We start from the raw sequence: 21,513 nt of genomic DNA on the forward strand, positions 1-21,513 counted from the left end.
GCGTCCGGGTGCGATCCGCGCCGGACCTGTCGGCGGCGCTGGTGTCGCTGAACCGGGTCGGCGTGAACCTCAATCAGATCACCCGGACGCTGAACGCGGGGCAGCCGGTGCCGGTCGATCTCGACGAGGTGCTGGCCGAGGTCCGGGCGGCGGTGGAGCGGCTGGCGGAGATCGGTGCATGAACTTCCAGATCGCCGCGCAGGGCCGGAGCTTCAAAGGGGCGATGGCGTATTACACCCATGACAAGCGTGCGCCCGGCCCGGAGGGCGGGGCGGCGGCGTCGGGACCGCATCCGGCCTCGTCGGAGCGGGTGGCGTGGACGGAGACGCGCAACATTGCCAGCGACCGGCCCGAGGTGGCCACGCGGATCATGATCGCCACCGCCGAGCGGGCCGATCAGCTGAAGGCCGAGGCCGGGATCGCGGCCACCGGGCGCAAGGCGCAAAAGCCGGTGCTGGCCTATTCGCTGGCCTGGCATCCGACCGAGGCCGGGAAACTGGACCGGGCGGAGATGTCGCGCGCCGCGAATGACAGTCTGCGGGTCCTGGGGCTGGAGAAGCACCAGGCGGTGATCGTGGCACATCGCGACACGGCCCATCCGCATGTGCATGTGATCGTGAACCGGGTGAGCCCCGAGGACGGGCGGATGGCGAAGATCGATCCGCCGAAGGTCCGGGCGCTGGACCGGTGGGCGAACGAGTACGAAAAAGCCCGTGGTGCGGTGGTCAGTCCGGATCGGGCGGCGAAGTACGAGCGGGTGGCCGAAAAGCAGCGCCAGTACCCGGACCCGGAGGTGCGGCGGGCGCATGTCGTGGAGAAGGCCGCAGGGCGCGCTCAGGCGGCCCAGGAGCGGCAAGAGGCGGCTTCGGGGGCATCATCCCTGTCCGAGGCACGTAAGGCGGCTCAGCGGGCTTCTGAGCGGCCCCAGAGCCCGGCCGCGATCCTGCGGGAGATCGGCGCAGCCACGAAAGAGCGGCACCGGCAGGAGTGGGTGGCGCTGCGCGGGGGCTATGCGGCGCAGAAGGCGGAGATCGCCTCGGCGCATAAGGGCCGGACCCGGGATGTCGTGGCGGCGCATAAGCGCGACACCAAGCCGGAATGGGCGGCGCAGTTCCGGGGCGAGCGGGACGGGGCGCGCGAACGGCAGCGCATGGAACGCGGGCTGATCGGGCGGTTGTCGCTGTCTATCGCGGCGGCACGGGAACAGCACCGCGAGCAGGGCGGCAGTTTTGCGAAGCTGGTGGCGGTGAATTTTCTGTCGAAGGAGCGGCGGGAAAGCACGTTTGTCGCCGCCAGCCAGCGGGACCGGGCAGCGCTGTCAGAGCGGCTGAACCGGGAGTTGGGCGGGCGGCTGGAGCCGCTGAAGGCCGGGCGGGCCTGGGAGATGGGCCAGGCGCTGGAGCGATTCAAAGAGGATCGCGGGACGCTGGTCGAACGGCAGGCCGGGGAATGGGGGAAAATCCGCGAGGCCTGGAAGCAGGTTGGGCGGGAGAAAGCACCTGAGCGGGAAAGGTGGGGGGTCTCGGAGCGTGGGCGTGAGGCAGGGGCGCAGCAGGGGTCGCGGTTTGGGTGGCTGGACCGGCAGGCGAAGGAGCGAAGCGTTTCGGGCAAAGGCGCTGAACTTCGTCAGCAGGTAGAACAGGCGCAGGAGGACAAGAAGTCGTCAAAATTCGATTGGCTGGATCGGCAAAAAGATCAGGTTGCACAAAAGCAGGACCAGCGCGAAAAATTGGAACTCCGGGTGATGGGGAATGAAGGTAAACAACGCGATAGATAACCAGAAGAGCTAACTATTCTGCTTTCACGCGCTAATAGAATGCTCATCTTAATTTATCCAGATTGAATTTACTTAAAACGTTTGCAATTGAAAATGGGAAGATGATAATAATTAAGTTAATCATCTTTATAGTATTTATAGATATTGCTGCCGAGAAGCTCGTCTTATTAAGCTCAAGCGATAGTAAATTAAACAATAAAAAAGATATTAAAAAAATAAAACGGGCGCAAATGATGGCATAAAGGGTATAAGGGCACCTCGATAAATTGCCTGCCCCGTGTTGCTGCGGTATAAATGAGAGGGATCGGCGGCTTGGAGTTTGACGATGGCGCAGTTGGGTTTCTTTGATCTTTCGGACCGCTATGCAAGCCTGGACGCCAAGAGGGACCCGCTGGTCGAGATCGACGCCGTCGTGCCGTGGGAGGAATTCCGTGCAACGCTGGAGCGCGTCTGACGCAAGCCGGATGCAGAGCGCAAGTCACGCGCCGGGCGCAAGCCCATGGATGCCGTGCTGATGTGAGCTACTCCCCGATCCTTGGACAGTTTTCCGGCTGATTTAAGCTACTGCCTGCGCCTGCTGATCGGTTTCGATGGTGTTGAAGTAGACCACGGCGGGTGGTTGACCGCCATGGGCGGCGTGAGGCCGCTGGTGGTTGTAGAAGGTGATCCAGGCCCCGATGCCAGCCTTGGCCTGAGAGCCGGTCTCCCAAGCGTGCAGGTAGACGCATTCATACTTCAGGGACCGCCAGAGGCGTTCGATGAAGATGTTGTCGATGCACCGGCCCTTGCCATCCATCGAGATCCGGGTGCCGATCCGTTTCAGGCGGTCGGTCCAGGCGAAGGACGTGAACTGCGATCCCTGATCGGAGTTCATGATCTCGGGCGGGCCGAACTTGTGGATCGCCTCGTTCAGGGCCTCGACGCAGAAGTCGGCTTCCAGGGTATTCGAGATGCGCCAGGCCAGAACCTTCCGGGTGAACCAGTCCATGACAGCCACCATATAGAGAAAGCCGCGGCGCATCGGGATGTAGGTGATGTCGGCGCACCAGACTTGGTTGGGCCGCTCCACCCGCAGCCCATCCAGCAGATAGGGGTAGGTCTTGTGGCCCTTGGCCGGCCTGCTGGTATCGGGCTTCTGGTAGATCGGCATCAAGCGCATCAGCCGCATCAGTCGCCGGATGCGCTTGTAGTTCACAACATGGCCCTCGTTCTGCAGGTGCCACGTCATCTGCTGCACGCCGTAAAACGGTGTCTCGAGGAACTGCTTGTCAATCACCACCATGAGGTCGAGGTTCATGGCCGTCTCGCCCATCAGTTCGTAGTAGAACGACGATCGCGAGATCGACAGCAGGTGGCATTGCGCCCCGACCGACAGGCTCGGGTGGTTCTTCTCAATCATGCCACGCCTCACTTGCCGGTCCAGGGCTTGAGCTTTCGTGACAAAAAATCGTTGGCCACAGCCAGCTCCCCGATCTTGGCATGCAGGGATCGCACCGTGTCCTCATCAACAGAGGGAGCCGTCTTGCCGCCCCGCTCGAAGATGTCAGCAGCACCATCGAGCAGAGACTTCTTCCACTGATGGATCATCGTCGGATGCACGCCATATTCGGCGGCTAACTCAGACACCGTGCGCTCGCCCTTCAAGGCTTCCAGCGCAACACGGGCCTTGAATCCCGCGTCATGGTTCCTGCGTTTCTTCATGTCCTGATCTCCTCGCTCTTGAAGACCAGCAGACGTCAGATCGTAGCTTCCGTCACTGTCCGATTTTCGGGGAGTAGCTCAGATGTTCAAGACACTGGTGCTGGGCGCGCTTTACAACCTGTCCGACGACCAGATCGAGTATCAGGTGCGCGACCGTCTGTCGTTCATGCGGTTTCTTGGCCTCGGCCTTGAGGACCGGGTGCCCGATGCCAAGACGGTCTGGCTTTATCGTGAGGCGTTGGCGCAGGCGGGCCTGGTGGAAGGGCTGTTCAAGCAGTTCGACGGTATGCGATGGGGTGGACGCCCCCCGGCGGCATCGAATGTGCCATGGTGGCGGGTTACATCGCGCGGGGCGGGCAGATCCTCGATGCCTCCATCGTCCCGGTGCCGCGCAATCACAATACGCGCGTGGAAAACAAGGCGATCAAGAACGGTGAGGTGCCCGAGGGTTGGGCCGACAAGCCCGCCAAGCGGTCGCAGAAGGATACCGATGCGCGCTGGACCAAAAAGCATGGCAAGAGCCACTACGGCTACAAGAACCATGTGAACATGGACAGCAAGCACAAGCTGGTGCGGCGTTACCATGTCAGCGATGCCGCCCTGCACGACAGCCAGGCGGTGGACCGCCTGCTGATGCGGGGCAATACCGGTGCGGGGGTCTGGGCAGATCCCGCCTATCGGTCCGAGGAGATGGAAGCCAGGCTGCGCGCCTTGAAGCTGAAGAGCCACATCCACCGCAAGGGCAAGCGCGGCAAGCCGCTGATCCAACAGGCCAAGAGCAGCAACCGGACCAAATCCTCGGTGCGCGCGCGGGTCGAGCATATCTTCGGCGCGCAGACCAACGACATGGGCGGCACGCTGGTGCGCACCATCGGCATGGTGCGGGCGAAGGCCAAGATCGGGATGAAGAACCTGGCATACAACATGCGCCGCCTCGGCCAGCTGCGCCGCCTGAACCCGTGCCCGGCCTGTCCCCGGGGCGCGGTAATCAGGCCAGGAGGCACGAAACGCCGCGCGTGACAGGTGTAGCACAGAAGACCACCTAGCGCGCCAGGCCGCCGACGGGCGGTATCATCCCTGTCTCAAGCCGCCCAATCCCCTACCCGGAGCCTGAAAAACTCAAAAAATCGAGGTGCCCATAAGTAATACCAACGGCCCTAAGCACTGATCCCTTTTGCGTATTCACGCGTGGCAATTGATCGGACCCGCTCGGGGTCGTTTGCGAAGGCGTCATCCTTCGACATGAAAAAGGCATAACGAGTGTATCCCTCACTTCCTTGTCAAAAGCTTGAAAAGCATAATTCAAGCTATCGCCATCGATCTACCACTGATCCTTGCCAGCAATGCGTCATCATGGCTGATCGCCAGCAGGCCCATGCCTGTTGCGCGGCAGACATCCAGCAGCACGCGCCACATTAGGGCCTGACTGACCGGGTCCAAGGCAGCCGTGATCTCGTCGGCGATCAGCACGCGTGGTCGGGCCATAAGGCCGCGCAGGATCGACAGGCGCTGCAACTGTCCGCCTGACAATTCGTGCGGAAAGCGCTCGGCTGGAAGGTCCGCGCCAAGTGCGGTGCGCAGATCGTCGCGCGGGGGGCCGGCCTCCCGCAGGATGCGGTCCAGCGTCCAGCGAGGATTCATCGCGACCAGCGGATCTTGGTGCAGATACTGCACTGGCCACAAGCCTTTTCCAGGCGGCTGGCCGTCGAGCGTCAGCCGCCCGCCCGCAAGGGGATGCAGGCACGCCAGCGCACGGCCCACTGTGGTCTTGCCCGCCCCGGATGGCCCCGACAAGCCGACGCATTCCCCCCGAGGGATGGTCAGATCCAGCCCCTGGATCAGGATGCGCCGGCCCTGCGCAACGGCGATACCCTGGGCCTCAAGCATCGGTAAAGCCATTTTGCGGCAAAGCCTGCCATTGCCTTCTTGCGGCGGCGGGCAGAACCGCGCCATCGCCTGCAAAGGCCTGCGCGGGGCAGGCGGGATGCAGACGACCATCGGCCAGCATCGCGACCTCATCCGCGATGGGCAAGGCGGCAATCAGGTCATGCGTGATCAGCAGCACGGCACCGCCCTCGGCCGCATACGCGCGAAGGGTCGCCAGCAGCAGGGCGGAACTGGCCGGATCCAACCCGGCCGTCGGCTCGTCCGCGACCAGCAGCGCGGGCGGTCCGATCAGCGCCATGACCATCAGCACCCGCCGCGCCATACCGCCGGACAGCTGATGGGGATAAAGCGCCGCAACGGCGGAGCCGAGGTCCAGCAAGGCCAGCCGATCGGCCACCTGCGCCGGACAGGCCTTGCGCCTTGCCGCCCATGCGATCTGGTCGCCGATGCGCGCGGTGGGGTCCAGCCATCCGCCTTGCTGGGGCAGAAACACCGTCCTGCCCTGCACCGCGATCCGGCCCGTCTGCAGGGCGTTGCCGGGCAGGGCCCCCAGGATCGCATGGGCCAGCAGGCTTTTGCCCGCCCCCGACGCGCCGATCAGCGCCGTGATCCGGCCCGCCGCGACATCAAGGTTCAGCCCTTGCACCAGCCATGTCTCGCGTCGCCGCCACAGCCCGTCGGGCGCCGAAAAGCCAAGCGACAGGTCACGGACCCTCAGGCTCACAGGCGCAGCTCCCTCGGGTTGGTGCGGCGGTGGAGGGCATCGCCCACGCGTTCCAGACACAGGACCAACATGACCAGCGCCGCGCCCGGTCCCACAGCCAGCCACCAGCGCCCGGCGCCGATGTGCCGCATCGCCTCGGACAGCATGACGCCGATGGCCGGGCGCGAGGGTTCCAGCCCGAAACCCAGAAAGGTCAGGGCGGCCTCGTGCAGGATCGCGTGGGGAAACATCAGGACATATCCGGTCAGCAGCTGCGGCAGCAGCAGCGGCAGAATGTGATGTCGCGCCACGAACAAGCGCGAGCGGCCGAAGGCGCGCGATGCCTCAACAAAGGGGGCAGACCGGACCTGGCGGATTTCGGCGCGCAGCAGGCGCGCAAGGCGCGGCCAGTGAGAGATGGCGACGGCGATGATGACGGCGGTGACGCCCCCGCCAAGGGCAAAGCTGATCAGCAACAGCAGCAGCAAATGCGGCAGGGCCAGCATCACATCGGTCAGAAACCCCATCGCCGCATCCGCTGCCCGCCCAAGGCTGGAGACCAGCGCCACGACCAGCGCGATGGCCGTGGACAGCCCCGCCGCAAGCAGCCCGACCTGCAGGCTGAGCGTCAGGCCATGAACCACCCGCGCCGCCAGATCGCGACCCATCCGGTCCGTTCCAAGCGGGCGGGCCCACGAAGGCGGCAGGTTCCGCGCCGTGAAATCCGCCCGCAGTCCCAGATCACCAAGCGCGCCCGAGCCAAGCGGCACCGCCACCAGCACCGCCCCGGCCAGCGCGGTCATCACGGCAAGACGCAGCGCGGCGGTCATGGCATCCTCTGACGCGGGTCAAGTGCGGGGCCCAGCCGGTCGGCGGTCAAGTTCGCCGCGACGACGGTGATCGCGGTCAGGATCGCGATGGCCATCAGCAGCGCCACATCGCCGCGCATCCCGGCCTCGACCGTTGCACGACCAAGACCCGGCCAGGCAAAGACCTGCTCGGCCAGGATCGCACCGCCGATGATCTCTCCGACCGAGGCGAACAGCACCGTCACGCCCGGCAGAGCCGCATTGCGCGCGACATGGCGCAGCAGGATGTCATCGCGCGTGGCGCCCTGCAGTCGGACGAGGGCGACGTAATCGGACTGCAGGATCTCGATGGCCTTGATGCGGGTGTGCAGCGCGATCTGCGCGACTCCGAACAGGGTCAGCGCGGCCAGCGGCAGGGCCAGATGGCGCAGGCGGTCCGACAGCCCGACCTGATCGGGCGGCACGCCGATTGGCCCCGCGCAGCAGACCGGCGCCCAGCCTAGCACGACCGAGAACAGCGCGATCATCAGCATGGCCAGCCAAAAGGTCGGCGTGGCGGCCAGGCCATAGCACCACAGCCGGATCACCCGGTCCGGCCAGCGATCCCGTGTCATCGCCGCCGTCAGGCCAAGCGCAAAGCCCAGCACGCCCGACAGCAGCCAGGCCAATCCCGCCAGCAGGGCCGAGGCCCCAAGACGTTCCGACACCACCTGCGCGACGGGGGCGGCATAGGTCGTGGACCATCCCAGATCGCCCCGCAAGACATGCCCCGCCCATCGCGCGAACTGTTCGGGCGCGGGCCGGTCCAGCCCCCAGCTGGCCGCAATCCGGTCCATCTGATCGGGGCTGGCCTGAGCCATGGCGGGGCCCAGATAGGCCGCGACCGGGTCGACGGGCGAGGCCTTCAGCAGCATGAACACCGCCAGCGCGACGGTCGCCACGACAGCCAGCGCGCGGACAAGTGCAGTCATTCGCAGGTCCAGCGCCAATCCGACAGGGAGGCCGTGATCGGCCAGCCATGCCCATGCGGCTCGATCTGGGTCTGCCCGACCTCCAGACAGTCATCGACCAGATAGACATGGTCCAGATTGACCAGCCAGACCCAGGCATTGTCGCCTTGGGTGCCGTAATGCGCCGCCGCCTCGGCCCAGATCGGGGCCGAAGCCTCGAGGCTTTCTGCGGCCAGCGCGCGGGCAAAAATCTCGTCCACTTGCGGGTTTGCGTAATGCGACGGGTTCATCCAGCCCATCCCGGCCAGCGTCGAGGAATAGAGCGCATAAAGCTGATAGGGCGAATGGCTGCCAAAGCCGAAGACCACAGGCTGGTCATGCATCACCCGTTGGATCGCGTCCCAGCTGGCCCCGGTCGGGGTGATCTCGATGCCCAGAGGGCGGGCCAGCTCAGCGCTCACTTCGGCCAGCGCCTGCCGTGTCGGGTCGCTGGCCGGATAGTTCAGCATAAAGGCCGCCCGCTGGCCGTCCCTTGTGCGGATGCCGTCGGGGCCGGGCTGCCAGCTGGCTTTGTCCAGAACCGCCGTTGCGGCCTTGGTGTCGGTCGGCACACGGTCATCCGGCCCGGCCCATGGCAGGCCGTCTGCCGGGCCGAAGGCCGGTGTCCCATGGCCGTTCAGCGCCACCCCGGCGATCACCTCGCGGTCGAGGCCCAGATTGAGCGCCTGCCGGATTGCCCGATCCGACGTGACCGGCTGGCCTGAGGGCATGCTGATCCCGCGATTGTCCACCGTCTGCGCCACGACCGCCCGAAATCCCTGCGGCACGCGGTCGGCAAGCTGTGCGGGCAGGGCGACCATATGAACGGCCCCCGCCTGCGCGGCCGCAAGGCCGGTATCGGGCCCGGTGAACAGGAAGGTGATCTGTTCGAATTCGGGAAGGTCGCCGTGATAGCCGCCGTTGCGGCGCACGATCAGCTGCTCGCCCTCGGACCACGAGACCAGCGTATAAGGGCCCGACCCGACCGGCGCGCGACCGTAGCCCGGCGCATAGCTGGCCGCCGGGACGATGCCCAGAGTATAGAACGTTTCGGCAAAGGTGATCCACGGGCGGTTCAGGACAAAGCGCACGGTCTGTGTATCCACCGTCTCGGCCCGCTCCATTGCCGACAGGTCGATGCTGTCGGGGGTGCCCTTTGCCGTCGTGAAGGTGAACGCCACATCCTCGGCTGTCAGGGGCGTGCCGTCGGAAAAGCTGACGCCCTCGCGCAGGGTGATTGTCCAGACCAGCCGGTCGTCGGACAGCTGCCAATCGATCGCCAGATCGGGCTGCGTGACCAGATCGGCGTCCCGGCGCAGCAGCGTGGACTGGAACAGCGGGTTGCCATAGCCGCCCCAGCCCCGGATCGGATCGAAGCCGGTATCAGGCTCTCCGCCAATGGCCAGAACCAGATCAGGTGCCGCCATGGCGGGCAGGGGGGCCAGCAGGGCGGTCAGGGCTAGGACAAGGCGCATCGGCACATCCGTATGACGAAATATTGCATTCCGCTTACGCGCATCGCGATGGCCAAGGCAAGCGCCGGCGTCTAGAATCCGGTGACGGGCAAAGCGGGATGCCCGGTTTACAAGCAGGATACCGAATGCAGCGCGTGACCATGACCATCGAGGATGACCAGCTGGCCGCTCTGGACGCCTATGCCGGACAGCGCGGCTATGCCAGCCGGTCCGAGGCGATGCGCGATGTGCTGGCCGGTGTCCAGATGGCCGCGACCGACGCCGACTCTGACGCAACCTGCATCGCCACGCTGACATACTTGTTCGACCACGACATCCGCGATCTGACCCGGCGACTGGCCACACAGGCACACAGCCATCACCATCTGCAGCTGTCCACGCTACATGTTCATATCACGCATGACGATTGCCTTGAGGTCGTCGTGCTTCGCGGCACGGTGGGTCAGGTGCGCCGGATGGCCGACGCGATCCTGACCCAGAAAGGCGTGCGCATGGGGCAGTTGCATGTCATGCCGCTGCCGGTCGGCAGTGAGGCTGACTGACCCCTTAGACCCCATGATCGCTGACTGGGGTCTAAGGGCAGCAACCGGACCAAGTCGTTGGTGCGCGCGCGGGTCGAGCATGTTTCCGGCGCGTAGGCCAACAACATGGGCGGCACACTGGTGCGCACGATCGGCATGGTGCGGGCGAAGGCCAGGTTCGGCATGAAGAACTTGGCTTACAACATGCGCTGCCTCGGCCAGTTGAGCCGCCTGAACCCGTGCCCGGCCTGACCTCGAGGCCGGGAAGTGAGGCTGTGCAGCACAGAACGCTGTGTAACAGACGGAGATCTGAAGACCCCATAGCGCGCAAGGATGCCGACGGGCGGTAACATCCCCGTCTCAAGCCCCCCAGCCCGCTACCCGCGGCAGGAAAAGATCAAAATCGAGGTGCCTATAAGTCTCTCCATATTTCCAGCCAACAAGTCTATTCTAGCCACACGTTTCGGAAATCGTTCCAGCATTGATTGGTGATAGTTAAGCCTCGTAAGCTCGGCGAATGGCCAAACATCCCCCTGCGACTATTGAGAAGCGGGAGGATTGGTAACTGATCCATGATGCGGGCATCGGCCATACGGTAAAGAGCGATACGCTCTCTCAATGGCAAGGTGACGGCCGCGCGATCCAACAGGTCATCAAGCAACGGATCAGCAGCGAAGCCGGCATTGAAGCCCGTAGGTGAGGCATTTGCACTGTGCAGAATCTGACGAAGCCACAAGTCGCTAGACATCCCCCAGCTCATTTCTGTGAAAGACACCGCCCGGGCAGCCCCCTTGCGCCATTGATTGCAATAGACAACCCAATCCGGGTGCAGCTCTACTTCAAGCTTAATGCCCACCGCCGCCAGATCCGCAGCAATTCGTGCATATATCATGCCGGGATCAAGTTGGGCGGAGCCATGCTTTGCGCCAAATGCCCGTAATGTTAGGCGATTAGCCACCCCAGCTTCAGCCAGAAGCGCACGAGCCAACTGCGGGTCATAGGGATAGTACTCAGCGGATTGTGGATTGTGAGAGGATGAGCCGGGAGGCAATGCACTGACGGCCGGCACTGTTGCGCCGGGAAAAAGCTCGGAGCTAAGAGCATTGCGGTTGATGGCATGGGCAATGGCCCGGCGAATGCGGACGTCTCCGATCTGGGGGTCGCGGGAATTGAAAACGAGATACCACAGATAGGGAGGCGCACATTCCGGAATGCTGAACCCCTCTGCCGCGAGATCTTCAAGATTCGCGCCTTCGAGGCTATAGGCCAAATCGACTTCACCCTCCCGCAAGGCGCGAACGCGGTCTTTGAGGTCGGGAAAGGGAAGAAAACGGATGCCGGAGAGTTTGGGTGCGCCGCCCCAATAATCGTCGTTTCGGACTAGCTCGACTCCCGACCCGTGCTCGGTCTGGAAGCGGCGATGGAAGCGAAAGGGACCGGTACCCGGGGCCCGGTCGGCACAACCGTCAGGGCCATGTTGTTGCAGGGCAAGGGGACTAACCAAAGACTGTGCCCCGGGCGCGTCCTCTTGCGTCATGTAGCGAAGAAAATCAGGCGCAGGAGCTTTCGTCGTAATCTCGACCGTCATCGGATCAAGGGCACGGACTGATGCTAACATTTCGACCGCAGATTGGTTTAAATCCGACACAACGGCAGAGAAGAATTTGCTCGAGGGATCGCACATTCTGGCGTAGTTTAGCACTACTGCTTCGGCATCCAGAGCTGCGCCGTCGTGAAAGCGAATTCCCGATCTTAATCGAAACAGGAAGCGGCATTCATTGTTTGAAATTTCACAGCTTATGGCAAGGCGGGGCACGAGGGCAGTCGGCTCCCCCTCGACTGCGGGGTGTTTTTCGAAATCATCCTCCATGAGGCTTTCATGTGTTTGCTGGACAACGCGACCGGTGTTCCAGCCGCCGAAAGACCGTGGCGGATCAATTTCATCCACTTGCCAATCTAGAGCCACGCGCAGGATACTGCCTTCATCCATCCCAATTTCCTCGATGTTTATGTCGCAAACAGACGGCCGTGATCCCGCGCGTGGCGCATCATGGCTATTTCAATTGCTGCAGATGCGCTGCATTCTAATTCCTCAACGGGTGTTGCTAAGGCGATTTTTCCTGCCCTAAGTATTTCAGGGGCTAAGCCAGCAAGCATTGTCTGAGCGGCCTTAGCGGGAAGCGCATCTAGGCGAACGGCAGCAGAGAGGATCATCGTGGCGATTCCGCGAAGCTCCATCAGTACTGCCGCCTCTTGTGCAATCCCGCAGGCCGCCGAGACCGCTGCCGAGACTACTGCGAGATGGCCTGGCGTCTCATGCCGAGCAATCGCATCGGCAAAGGCAGCCAGCATCGGGTTATCTGCAAACCCGGGAGCGAGGGTTGCTAGCCGATGACCGCATCTACGGGAGGCGGCTTGCGCGGCTTCTGTCAGCTTCAGGCAGTCTAGGCGAGTGTCGACGGCTAGCAACTCCCGCAAATCGCCCGCGAGAAATGCTTCATGGGACAGTGCGGCCGCGGCGCCGTCCCCCCGTGCGGCACCGTGTATAAGGGCGGAAACAACAATTTGCCTGAGGCAGTTCTCGTCCGGAACGCGCCCATCCCGGAGCAGCCTTTCAAGCCCCATTGCATGGGCATGGCGACCAATAGGAAGCGCGGAATCCGCAAGCTGCATCAGCGCAAGTAGTGCTGCGCCTTCCATTGGAAAGTAGCTCCCTTCAATGTTCATGCGCGCCCTTGTCGTGGTGATGGTGTACATGAGCGCGACCGACAGGATGCTCATGCGATGCGCCCGCACACGCAGGAGGCGCCCCTGCGGCAAAGGCACGTTCTTCGAAGCGTATTCGCGCTTGGTCGACCCCATATGCAAGAAGTGGTCGAGCGGCCAGTTCAGGCGTCTCCGTCACCGGCACCACAATCTCGCAACCGTCTATTTCGCTTGGGGTGTGGCGATTGCCTAGGGCATGACCAATACGAAAAGCGGTCGCGGGATCGGACTCTGGCAGCGTGACAACCATGACTTGCTCGGGCTTGCGAGCAACCACAAGGATGCGGTGGCCGTCATCATGTAGCACCGTACCATCAGCGAGCCACCGCGGCTCGTGAAGGTCTAGGCCAATTTCTGTTCCCAACTCGCTCCTCACCCGTAGGCGTCTCCGCCCTGCATCCGCGGCCGCAACCCACAGGCGCTCCCGCTTCCGGCCGCGAAACCGGCAATCGTAAGCATGGCCAAGAATCTGATGGAGCATCAACATTGTTATGTCCTCTCTATTTTCTCAGGATGCGAGCAGGGCGGTCCCGCAGGTGTGTCCTGGCTGTATCCCAGGCAGAATGAGTCGCTTCGCGAAGCCTTGGTGCATCATTGGCAAGAAAGCGCGCCACTGCACCGTAGCCCGACACTAGAGGCGCGGCTCCAGCAAAAACGCCCGGCATATGCTCGAGGCATTCAGAGAGTTCTTTGGCAAGAGGCGCGTAATCTGTTTGGGGTCCAAGCGCGAAAAGTGTGCCGACATATCCCTCTCCGCCCAAGGTGCCGGCAAGCGATGAAGGTGCTTCTTCGGGGGCAAAGCTTGCCGCGTCGATCAGGATCTCACGGCCTTCGACGGTTGCGATCAGCCGATAAGAAACGAATGTATAGTCATGCCATTCACCGCGTGCCACACGTCCCGGCGCTATCGTGTCGATCAGGATTGCCCCTGCATTCCGGTCAAGTGATAGCCGCGTGACCTGACGATGTCTGGCTCCCGCGTGCGGTATGAGAAAATCCGGGATAGATTCGATGAAACCGCCCTCTGCAACGCTGATTGAGGTTTCCTGTATTGAAAGTGTGCCTCCCTGAAGTCGGGTCGCCGCAGGGGTGGAAAGGCAAAGGTGGGCCTTTGGCCCGACAGTAATGTCCATGGTCAGCCTGTCGCCGCCGAAGATTGAACCTGCGGCGTTCTGAACATAGATCAGCGCACCATCCTCATCTTCAATTGGTAGGACTGCGGTTGTGGTGAGGGGATAGCACTGTCGCCGCCCAGCAAGCCGTGTACGACCTCCACCGTCGCGGACCAAGTTGAGCGCTAAATAACCCTCATTCATCCGGGAAATATGCCGAAGAGTGCACTGCGGGTGATTTCGTCGAAAACAGCGCGGACACCCTCGCCCTTACGCAAGTCTGTGAAAAGAGAAGGGCGGTCAGGGCGCGCTGCAGCAACATCCTGCCGGATGCGGTCGAGATCGGCATCGACATGCGGAGCCAAGTCGATCTTGTTGACGATGAGCAAGTCCGCGCGCAGGACGCCAAGCCCGCGCTTGCGGGGGATATCGTCACCCGCCGAGACGTCTATGACGAAAGTCCACCAGTCCACCAGATCGCTCGAAAAGGTAGCGGCAAGATTGTCGCCGCCGCTTTCGATCATGATCAGGTCAGGAGAGAAGCGCCGCTCCAAGTAGTTGGCGGCCTCTATATTGATGGAAGGGTCCTCGCGAATAGCCGTATGCGGGCAGGCCCCACTTTCGACGGCCATTACACGCTCTGGATCAATGAGCCCAGATCTGCGCACCCGTTCGGCATCCTCGATAGTGACTAAATCGTTTGTAATCACCGCAACCGAGACGCCTTCGGTGTAACAGACCGGCAGTAACCTCTCGACCAGCCGCGTCTTGCCGCTGCCGACCGGGCCGCCGATTCCGATCCTTACTGCTGCCATTCCGCCTCCTGTTATTTAAGCATGTAGATCTGGCCAAGCGCGACCTGTTCCGCCGGCCTGCTCGTCGCCAACTCGCCATCGAGCCGAACTTCGAAATTTTCGGAATCGACCTCGATTTCCGGCACCCGACCGTTTAGGACCATGTCGCGCTTGAGCAGGTCACGGGTCGAACGAACTGCCGAAAGCCTCGCGCGCAGATCAAGGCGTCGGCCAATATCACTGCTCAATGCCCCCGGTGCGACAAAGCGCAAACCGAGGCTCTGAGGTGCCCTGCCAAAACAGCCCCACATCGGACGGTAGCGCAGTGGTTCGCAGGACATGAGCGACGCATTCGCCTCGCCTAAGGGTGCCCAAACTGGGAAGCCAGACTTAAGCACTAGCTCGGGCTTCACTCCGAACCTGTCGGGTTTCCAGAACACCAGATCGGCAAGCTTGCCTATTTCGATCGAGCCGACCTCGTGGTCAATGCCAAACATCAGCGCAGGATTGATGGTGTATTTCGCGATATAGCGCCGGATGCGGAAATTGTCCGCGCCGGCTCCCCGATCTTCGTCTAGCGCCCCACGCTGATCGCGCATATGCTCTGCCAGCTGCCAAGTCCGCGCGATGGTCTCTCCCACCCGGCCCATGCCTTGGCTGTCCGATCCGATAGCACTGATGACGCCTAGATCGTGCATTACATCCTCCGCACCGATGGTCTCCCGCCTGATGCGGCTTTCGGCGAAGGCGACATCCTCGGGCAGGCGCGGGTTAAGGTGATGACTCGTCATCGCCATATCAAAATGTTCATCAAATGTGTTGATAGTAAAGGGATTCGTGGGATTAGTTGAAGAAGGTAGGACATTTTCGTGCCCGCAGATGCGGATGATGTCCGGAGCATGGCCGCCGCCTGCGCCCTCGACATGGTATGCATGGATGCCTCTGCCTGCGATGGCGCGTATCGTGTGTTCGACGAAACCAGACTCGTTAAGGGTATCGCTGTGAAGCTGGATCTGGCCACCGCCAAGCTCGGCAGCTTTTAACGCGGCGTCAATGATGGTGGGGCTGGCTCCCCAGTCTTCATGGATTTTGAGCCCGGCTGCGCCGGCCGACAATTGTTCCAGCAAGGGTTCGATCTGATGAGAGGCCGCCTTAGCAATGAAGCCGAAGTTCATCGGAAACGCCTCCGCCGCCTGAAGCATCAGGCCGAGATTGGTGGTGCCGGTTGAGGCAATTGGAACCGTGGTAGGGCCAAGGCCACCGCCCATCATCGTAGTCATACCCGCGCAAAGCGCCTCGTCCACTTGTCCCGGATCGATGAAATGCACATGGCAGTCGATTCCGCCTGCCGTGACGATAAGCCCCTCGGCTGCCCGGATATCGGTATTAACGCCCACAATCAGTCCAGGCGTCACTCCGTCCATGATGTTCGGATCGCCTGCCTTACCGATCCCGACAATGCGGCCTTCTTTGATGCCGATGTCGGCCTTGTAGATCCCGGTGACGGCATCGATGATTAACGCGTTGGTTACGACAAGATCAAGGATCCCTTCGGCAGCAGTCAAGGCGCCGTCGCAGCCGGTTCCGCCACGGATAGTCTTTCCGGCGCCAAAGATCAGCTCATCTCCGCCAATGCAAAGATCCCGCTCAACCTTTGCCCAAAGGCCGGTATTGGCTAGCCTGACGCTGTCTCCGGTAGTAGGTCCATAAAGCTGGAGATAGCGTTCCCGTCCAATGTTGTATGCCATGATCACCTCAGAAAATCTTTGAGCCGCTCCATAGCGCGCTCGCGGACGGCTGGATCGTCCAGCGGCCCCTCGACCAGGCCAGCGAGGCCATGGACAATCCGCGCTCCGCCGATGGTGACAAGATCGACATCCCGCGTGTCCCCCGGCTCAAAGCGAAGCGTCGTGGCTGCGGGAATGTCGAGCCGGAAGCCGTAGGCAGCTTGGCGCTCGAACCGGAGGGCCGGGTTGACTTCAAAAAAATGATAATGTGACCCGATCTGGATGGGGCGATCTGCTAAGCTGACAACGCGCAGCCGCAGGATCGGGCGGTTCCGGTTGATCTCAATGGGATCCGGTCCTGTCCTCCAGCGCGGCTGATGGAGTGATGCAGATTGCATCTTCCGTCCCGGACTAATCGGATCATGCACGCAGATCAGCTTCTGCCCATCCGGGAAAAGTGCCTCAACCATAATAATGCTGATCAGCTCGCCAACACCTGGCATTACGTCATCTTCGGTTAGAGCTGAGGATGCCAGCGTAACCATGTCCGCAACGGTGCCGCCCGCACGTGCACCTTCACAGATCATATCGGCAATCAATGCGCGGGCTTCGGGTTCGCTCAGCAGCAAGCCCCTTTCCCGGCGCGTGCGGGCAAGTTGGGCAGCCTGGAAGAGAAGCAACCGGTCGGTTTCACGCGGGGTAAGATGCATCACTCAAACCGCGAGATGGGCTACCAGCCGCCCGCCGCCCGCAAGTTCTCGCGATGCGCCCTCCTCGACGATCTCACCAAGCTTCATGATGGCGACCCGATCCGATACGGATAAGGCGAAATCGAGATGCTGCTCGACCAGCAGAACTGCAATTCCTAGTTCGTCGCGGGCGCGTGTCAACGCCTCGCCCATTCGGTGTACCATAGTCGGCTGAAGACCTTCGCTGATTTCATCAACAAGCATGATTTGCGGATGGGCGATCAAGGCACGAGACATCAGGAGCATCTTCTGCTCGCCCCCGGAAAGCGTGCCTGCGCGCTGCCCCAGCCGTTCAATCATTCGCGGAAAGACAACCTCCACCTCAGGCAGGCGCTGACGGAAAACGCGATCCGAAATAACTCCTACTCGAAGGTTGTCCTCCACTGTAAGATCCTGAAATAAGGTATGTTCTTGGGGCGCATGAGCCAAGCCTGCGCGCGCCATGACGTTCGGCGCCGCGCGAGTGACCTCCTTTCCAGCGAAAGTGATTTGGCCGCTGAGGGGGCGCACAAACCCCATGATGGTCTTTAGCAAGGTCGATTTGCCCATACCATTCTTGCCAAGAACCGCGACAATCTCGGCTTTGTTCACGTTCAACGAGACCTCATGCAGCACCGCAGCGGAACCATAGCCGCTGGTTAATGCCTTGATAGCAAGAAGGGGAGTAATCATTCCGCAGCCTCTACATGATGTCCGGCATAAACCGATTGGACCAATTCGGACGAAACCACCTCATCCACCGTTCCCTCCATGAGGATTGCTCCTTGATGAAGAACCACGACGCGATCACTGATCTCGCGAACGAAGTCGAGGTCGTGCTCGATGAGAATGATGCATAGGCCATAGTCCTGTGCGAGGCGCCCTAGAATCTTGCCTATGGCCATGCGTTCCGCTTTGGTCAGACCGGCGGTTGGCTCGTCCAGAAGCATTACGGAGGGTTCGGTTGCCAGAACCATTGCCAACTCGAGTCCTCGCTTCATGCCATGGGACAGATTGCGGGTTTCCTCCTGCAGCCTTTGATCAAGACCTGTGGCACGCAGGATGTCGAGGGCGGGCTGAGGTAACGTAACGGCTTCGCCATTGCTGAAAAGGCTGGCGCCGTCGATCCGGTAGCGCGCCAGCATCAGGCAATCCGAAATTGTCAGTGTGTCGAAAAGGCTGGTGTTCTGAAAGCTGCGCCCGACGCCCAAGGCCACAACTTTATGAGGCGCGCAACGGCCAATTTCAGTTCCGTTGATTCTGACGGTGCCGCCCGTGCGCTCACTGCCGTCGCTGATACAGCGCATTAACGTTGTCTTGCCTGCACCATTTGGACCTATGATCCCTAGCAAATGACTTGCACGTCCGGTCATTGTCACGTCGCGAAGAACCTGCAGGCTTCCGTAGCGCCGGGACAGATGCTCAATGACTAATGGCGGCGTGTCGTCGTCTGCGCCCTGCCCAAGACGGCTTTGCTCCGCGGCAACGAGACGCCGGCCTTGTGCAGGCGCCTTTTGGCGGGGGAGGAGACGCTGGAACAAGGCAGTGACGATTGGGGCAAAGCCCCGCGGCAGCAGGACGATTACGACAACGAAGACCACACCGATAAGCAGTTTCCACAGGAAAGGCATGGCGCCCGACAACCAGGCGGACATGGTGTCGATGCCGATGGCTGCCAAGACAGGACCCAGCAGCGTGCCGCGGCCCCCTAGGGCGGTCCAGATTAAAAATTCGGTGCCAAGCTGAAACCCGGCTAGTTCAGGCGCAACCACGTTCGAGAAGGCCGCATAACCAAAGCCGGCCGCGGAAGCCACAACGGCCGAAGCGATCATTAGCATGATTTTGATGCGCGAGACGGGAATCCCAAGATAGGCGCAGCGTTCTTCGTTTTCGCGGATGGCAACCAGTACGCGACCGAAGTCGCTACGGACCAGCAGCCATGCCGCCGTCGTCGTTAGAATCAGAAAGCCTCCGGCTATCCAGAACCAAATCATCAAATCCCAATAGTAGGTAGGAAAGCCCGAGAGACCGCTCGACGATCCGGTAAAATTGCCGCCGGAGAAAATAAGCTGCGTGAGCACAACGGGCAGCGCCAAGGTGATAATCGATGCATAGAGTGGAGACGACCCATGGAAGAAGGCAAGCCATCCCGTAGCTGCAGCAACGATCGCGGCGATTCCTAAGCCAATCGTGAAAGCGGCCAGCGCCCAGCCCGGCCCGAAGCCGTAATGGGTGAAGATCAGGCCGCAGGCATAGGCACCGATACCGAAGAATGCCGACTGGCCAAATGTCAGAATCCCAACAGAACCCCAAAGGATATCGACAGTCATCACGACGGCAGCTAGGAAAAGTGTCCGGATCAGTATGTTGGTGAGATATGTGTCCAACACAAAGGGTGCGAGAGCCACAAGAGCCAAGCCGAGAAGGCAGCCGATCAATGCGGCACGAAGTCGGTTCAAGTTACGGAAAGAAGTATCAGGCACGGCTGAAGCCTTTTGGGTTGATACGCAGCACCAGCGCCGCGGCCACTACGATGGTCATCCCCCCGAAAATGGGGCTGACATAGGTGCTGACTGCTACCTGCGCACCACCCAAGACCAGCGAGGCCAGAAAGAGGCTGGGAAATGAGACACCCGAGATCATAACCAGCATGAAGCTGTTGATTAGCCAAGGGAGGCCCATGTTCGGATCGACCGAAAGAAGCGGAGTAATAAGTGCGCCGGCGGCGCAGGCCAGAGCGGCACCGAGCCCGAAGGTCAGGCCGCGCACTCGCGTGCTGTCGATCCCGAGTCCGCGGGCCAGGTTTTCATTCATGATGACAGCGCGGGCATTGAGGCCGAACCGGGTGAATTTCAATAGAGCACTCAGGCCTGCAGCAAGAAGGACCGCGAACAATGCCACGATCAGCCGATAGGCGGAGTAGTCTATGCCCAGAAGCTCTGTCGTTCCGCTGATTGGACTAGGCGCGAACTGGACGCCGCGCCCAAAGATCAGGGTGACAAGCTGACCAATCACGATGCCCAGTCCCCAAGTAGCGAGAATTGCATCAAGAGGTCGATCATAAAGGGGACGCACGATCAGCCTTTCGATTATCAGCCCTCCGACAAGGCCGACAGCCGCCGCAAATGGAATTGAAAGCCAAGGCGATAGGCCAGCCAGTCCGGTGATATAAGCAGAGTATCCACCTACAGTTAGAAATGCACCATGGGCAAAGTTGATTAGCTTCATCACGCCCAATATGACCAGCAACCCTGCCGATACGACAAAAAGGATCGCGGCGGTCGTAAGAATGTCGAGAATGAAAATTGCCATCTTGCCCTCATTTTTGGAATAGGTGCGGAACGAGCGCCCCGCACCTGTTCTTGTCAGTTTTCAAATTGCGGGCACTGATCACCCGGATCCACGTTTTCAAATGACTTGATCACTTCAATCGAGCCATTGGCGGCGACGCGGCCTAGGTGCATGGTCAAGGGGGCATGGCGCTGCTTGTTCATGGTGATCGAACCGCGCGGTCCCTCGACAGTCACTTGGCTCAATGCCTCGACTACCTCGTCGGGATCGGTTGATCCCACTTTCTCGACCGCTGCTGCATACGCAAAGATTGCTTCGTATTGCGGGACGGAAAGTTCGTTTGGCGTCTCCGTCTTGTCGCCAAATTTGGCCTCCATCGCCTCAAGGAATGTCTTGTTTGTCGGGGAGTCGATGCCGGTAATATAGGAGGCCGCGATATAGATGCCCTCCGCATCCGCGCCCATCGTGGCTGCGGTGCCTTCGTCCACAGCATAGTTGCCATAGGGAATGGTTACGCCAGCGGCTCGCAGCTGCTTGGTGAGGGTAACATTGGGTGCCCCACCTGCGGTTGAAGTAATCACTGCATCGGGTTGGGCAGAGCGAAGCTGGGAGATGATAGGCGTCCAGTCAGATCCGTCCATTGGCAGATACTCCTCGCCGACGACGGTTCCGCCCTTTTCCTCGACATATTTTCGGGTGAATTCCAGCATCCCTCGGCCAAAAGCATAGTCGCTGCCGATCAGGAAAAATTTTCGGGCACCCTCGCCGTCCATGAATTCGTTCACGATTGGCGCAACCTGCTGTTCCGGTACCCAAGCGTTGATATGCATCCAGGGAGAGCAAGACCGGCCTTCGTAGAATGATGTGTAGATAAGCGGGATCTTGCCTCGGTTTACGATAGGCAGACCAGCGTTCCGCGCTGCGCTGGTTTCCATTGCCACGATGGCATCGACCTGCTGCTGGAAGACAAGACTGTCATAAGCGCGTTGTGCACCCTGCGCGCCGGACGCATCATCCGTAATTACGAGCTCTAGTTTGCGGCCCAGTACGCCACCATTTGCGTTGATTTGATCGATCGCTAGCTCAGACGCTTGGATGACTGACGGCGCAACGACGCTGTTTGCGCCACTTAGCCCGACCGGAATCCCAATTTTGATATTTTCTTCTGCGTGAGCCGAAACAGCGCACGCAAGGCTCACGCCTATTCCTAAAAAAATATTACGGATCTTCATA

The 21,513-nt window shown here is 61.1% G+C and carries 19 protein-coding genes and 4 pseudogenes; 6 read left to right on the plus strand and 17 right to left on the minus strand.

The window, feature by feature from the left end; translation table 11 throughout:
* The 3 genes and pseudogenes from mobC to EG885_RS14485 form a co-directional block, all read left to right on the plus strand.
* Window positions 1-182, plus strand: a 182-nt coding sequence (mobC, locus tag EG885_RS14475; RefSeq protein WP_131575833.1) for a plasmid mobilization relaxosome protein MobC, incomplete at its 5' end; no start/stop codon positions are given.
* Window positions 179-1,777 carry a relaxase/mobilization nuclease domain-containing protein gene (locus EG885_RS14480; protein ID WP_131575835.1) on the plus strand — a complete coding sequence of 533 codons (1,599 nt, stop codon included), beginning with the start codon at window positions 179-181 and terminating at the stop codon, window positions 1,775-1,777. The genes mobC and EG885_RS14480, both read left to right, overlap by 4 nt.
* Before the next feature lie 325 nt (window positions 1,778-2,102).
* A pseudogene (locus EG885_RS14485) lies at window positions 2,103-2,294 on the plus strand (IS5/IS1182 family transposase); the annotation flags it as partial.
* Window positions 2,295-2,333: 39 nt separating this feature from the next.
* Here EG885_RS14485 and EG885_RS14490 read toward each other — a convergent pair.
* Window positions 2,334-3,478 (minus strand): annotated as a pseudogene (locus EG885_RS14490) (IS3 family transposase).
* Between the two features lie 82 nt (window positions 3,479-3,560).
* Here EG885_RS14490 and EG885_RS14495 point away from each other — a divergent pair.
* Window positions 3,561-4,498 (plus strand): annotated as a pseudogene (locus EG885_RS14495) (IS5 family transposase); the annotation flags it as partial.
* A 282-nt stretch (window positions 4,499-4,780) separates the two neighbouring features.
* Here EG885_RS14495 and EG885_RS14500 read toward each other — a convergent pair.
* From EG885_RS14500 to EG885_RS14520, 5 genes are read right to left on the minus strand one after another with little or no spacing between them, the layout of a single operon-like run.
* Window positions 4,781-5,431, minus strand: a complete 651-nt coding sequence (locus EG885_RS14500) for an ABC transporter ATP-binding protein (protein WP_165571151.1) — start codon at window positions 5,429-5,431, stop codon at window positions 4,781-4,783.
* Window positions 5,358-6,089 (minus strand): ATP-binding cassette domain-containing protein, encoded by a 732-nt coding sequence (locus EG885_RS14505; RefSeq protein ID WP_207392287.1) that lies wholly within the window; start codon window positions 6,087-6,089, stop codon window positions 5,358-5,360. Before EG885_RS14505 ends, EG885_RS14500 begins: the two co-directional genes overlap by 74 nt.
* The gene (locus tag EG885_RS14510; protein ID WP_131575839.1) at window positions 6,086-6,898 is read right to left on the minus strand and encodes an ABC transporter permease; all 813 of its coding nucleotides are present in this window, start codon (window positions 6,896-6,898) and stop codon (window positions 6,086-6,088) included. Before EG885_RS14510 ends, EG885_RS14505 begins: the two co-directional genes overlap by 4 nt.
* Window positions 6,895-7,848 (minus strand): ABC transporter permease, encoded by a 954-nt coding sequence (locus EG885_RS14515; RefSeq protein ID WP_131575841.1) that lies wholly within the window; start codon window positions 7,846-7,848, stop codon window positions 6,895-6,897. The genes EG885_RS14510 and EG885_RS14515 overlap by 4 nt, the downstream gene beginning before the upstream one ends.
* Complete coding sequence (locus tag EG885_RS14520) at window positions 7,845-9,341, minus strand: ABC transporter substrate-binding protein (protein ID WP_131575843.1); 1,497 nt, start codon at window positions 9,339-9,341, stop codon at window positions 7,845-7,847. Before EG885_RS14520 ends, EG885_RS14515 begins: the two co-directional genes overlap by 4 nt.
* A 125-nt stretch (window positions 9,342-9,466) precedes the next feature.
* Here EG885_RS14520 and nikR point away from each other — a divergent pair, with 125 nt between their 5' ends.
* On the plus strand, window positions 9,467-9,883 hold the full coding sequence (gene nikR / locus EG885_RS14525; RefSeq protein WP_131575845.1) for a nickel-responsive transcriptional regulator NikR: 417 nt from the start codon (window positions 9,467-9,469) through the stop codon (window positions 9,881-9,883).
* 30 nt (window positions 9,884-9,913) lie between these two features.
* Window positions 9,914-10,114 (plus strand): annotated as a pseudogene (locus EG885_RS14530) (IS5/IS1182 family transposase); the annotation flags it as partial.
* Window positions 10,115-10,307: 193 nt separating this feature from the next.
* On the opposite strand, the gene EG885_RS14535 reads toward EG885_RS14530, so the two are convergent.
* Genes EG885_RS14535 through EG885_RS14585 form a run of 11 tightly spaced genes read right to left on the minus strand, consistent with a single transcriptional unit; the run spans window position 10,308 to window position 21,512 of the window.
* On the minus strand, window positions 10,308-11,852 hold the full coding sequence (locus tag EG885_RS14535; RefSeq protein WP_131575847.1) for an ABC transporter substrate-binding protein: 1,545 nt from the start codon (window positions 11,850-11,852) through the stop codon (window positions 10,308-10,310).
* 17 nt (window positions 11,853-11,869) lie between these two features.
* Entirely contained in the window at window positions 11,870-12,643 is a 774-nt protein-coding gene (locus tag EG885_RS14540; protein WP_207392288.1) for an urease accessory protein UreF, read from the minus strand.
* Window positions 12,579-13,115 (minus strand): urease accessory protein UreE, encoded by a 537-nt coding sequence (locus tag EG885_RS23580; protein ID WP_131575849.1) that lies wholly within the window; start codon window positions 13,113-13,115, stop codon window positions 12,579-12,581. Before EG885_RS23580 ends, EG885_RS14540 begins: the two co-directional genes overlap by 65 nt.
* A gap of 13 nt (window positions 13,116-13,128) precedes the next feature.
* Window positions 13,129-13,944: an urease accessory protein UreD gene (locus EG885_RS14550; RefSeq protein WP_131575851.1), complete on the minus strand. Its 816-nt coding sequence runs from the start codon at window positions 13,942-13,944 to the stop codon at window positions 13,129-13,131.
* Window positions 13,941-14,555 (minus strand): urease accessory protein UreG, encoded by a 615-nt coding sequence (gene ureG, locus EG885_RS14555; RefSeq protein ID WP_131575852.1) that lies wholly within the window; start codon window positions 14,553-14,555, stop codon window positions 13,941-13,943. The genes EG885_RS14550 and ureG overlap by 4 nt, the downstream gene beginning before the upstream one ends.
* An 11-nt stretch (window positions 14,556-14,566) precedes the next feature.
* Window positions 14,567-16,282 carry an urease subunit alpha gene (gene ureC / locus EG885_RS14560; protein WP_131575855.1) on the minus strand — a complete coding sequence of 572 codons (1,716 nt, stop codon included), beginning with the start codon at window positions 16,280-16,282 and terminating at the stop codon, window positions 14,567-14,569.
* 2 nt (window positions 16,283-16,284) lie between these two features.
* Window positions 16,285-16,971, minus strand: coding sequence for an urease subunit beta (locus tag EG885_RS14565; protein ID WP_131575857.1), 687 nt, complete (start codon window positions 16,969-16,971; stop codon window positions 16,285-16,287).
* A gap of 3 nt (window positions 16,972-16,974) precedes the next feature.
* Window positions 16,975-17,682: an ABC transporter ATP-binding protein gene (locus tag EG885_RS14570; RefSeq protein WP_207392289.1), complete on the minus strand. Its 708-nt coding sequence runs from the start codon at window positions 17,680-17,682 to the stop codon at window positions 16,975-16,977.
* Window positions 17,679-19,472, minus strand: a complete 1,794-nt coding sequence (locus tag EG885_RS14575; protein WP_207392290.1) for a branched-chain amino acid ABC transporter ATP-binding protein/permease — start codon at window positions 19,470-19,472, stop codon at window positions 17,679-17,681. Before EG885_RS14575 ends, EG885_RS14570 begins: the two co-directional genes overlap by 4 nt.
* A complete protein-coding gene (locus EG885_RS14580; protein WP_131575859.1) occupies window positions 19,465-20,301 on the minus strand; it encodes a branched-chain amino acid ABC transporter permease in 837 nt (278 codons plus the stop codon). The genes EG885_RS14575 and EG885_RS14580 overlap by 8 nt, the downstream gene beginning before the upstream one ends.
* Before the next feature lie 53 nt (window positions 20,302-20,354).
* A complete protein-coding gene (locus EG885_RS14585) occupies window positions 20,355-21,512 on the minus strand; it encodes a substrate-binding protein (protein WP_131575861.1) in 1,158 nt (385 codons plus the stop codon).
* Window position 21,513 lies beyond the last annotated feature (1 nt).

This window comes from Paracoccus nototheniae (assembly GCF_004335005.1).
Lineage (GTDB): Bacteria > Pseudomonadota > Alphaproteobacteria > Rhodobacterales > Rhodobacteraceae > Paracoccus > Paracoccus nototheniae.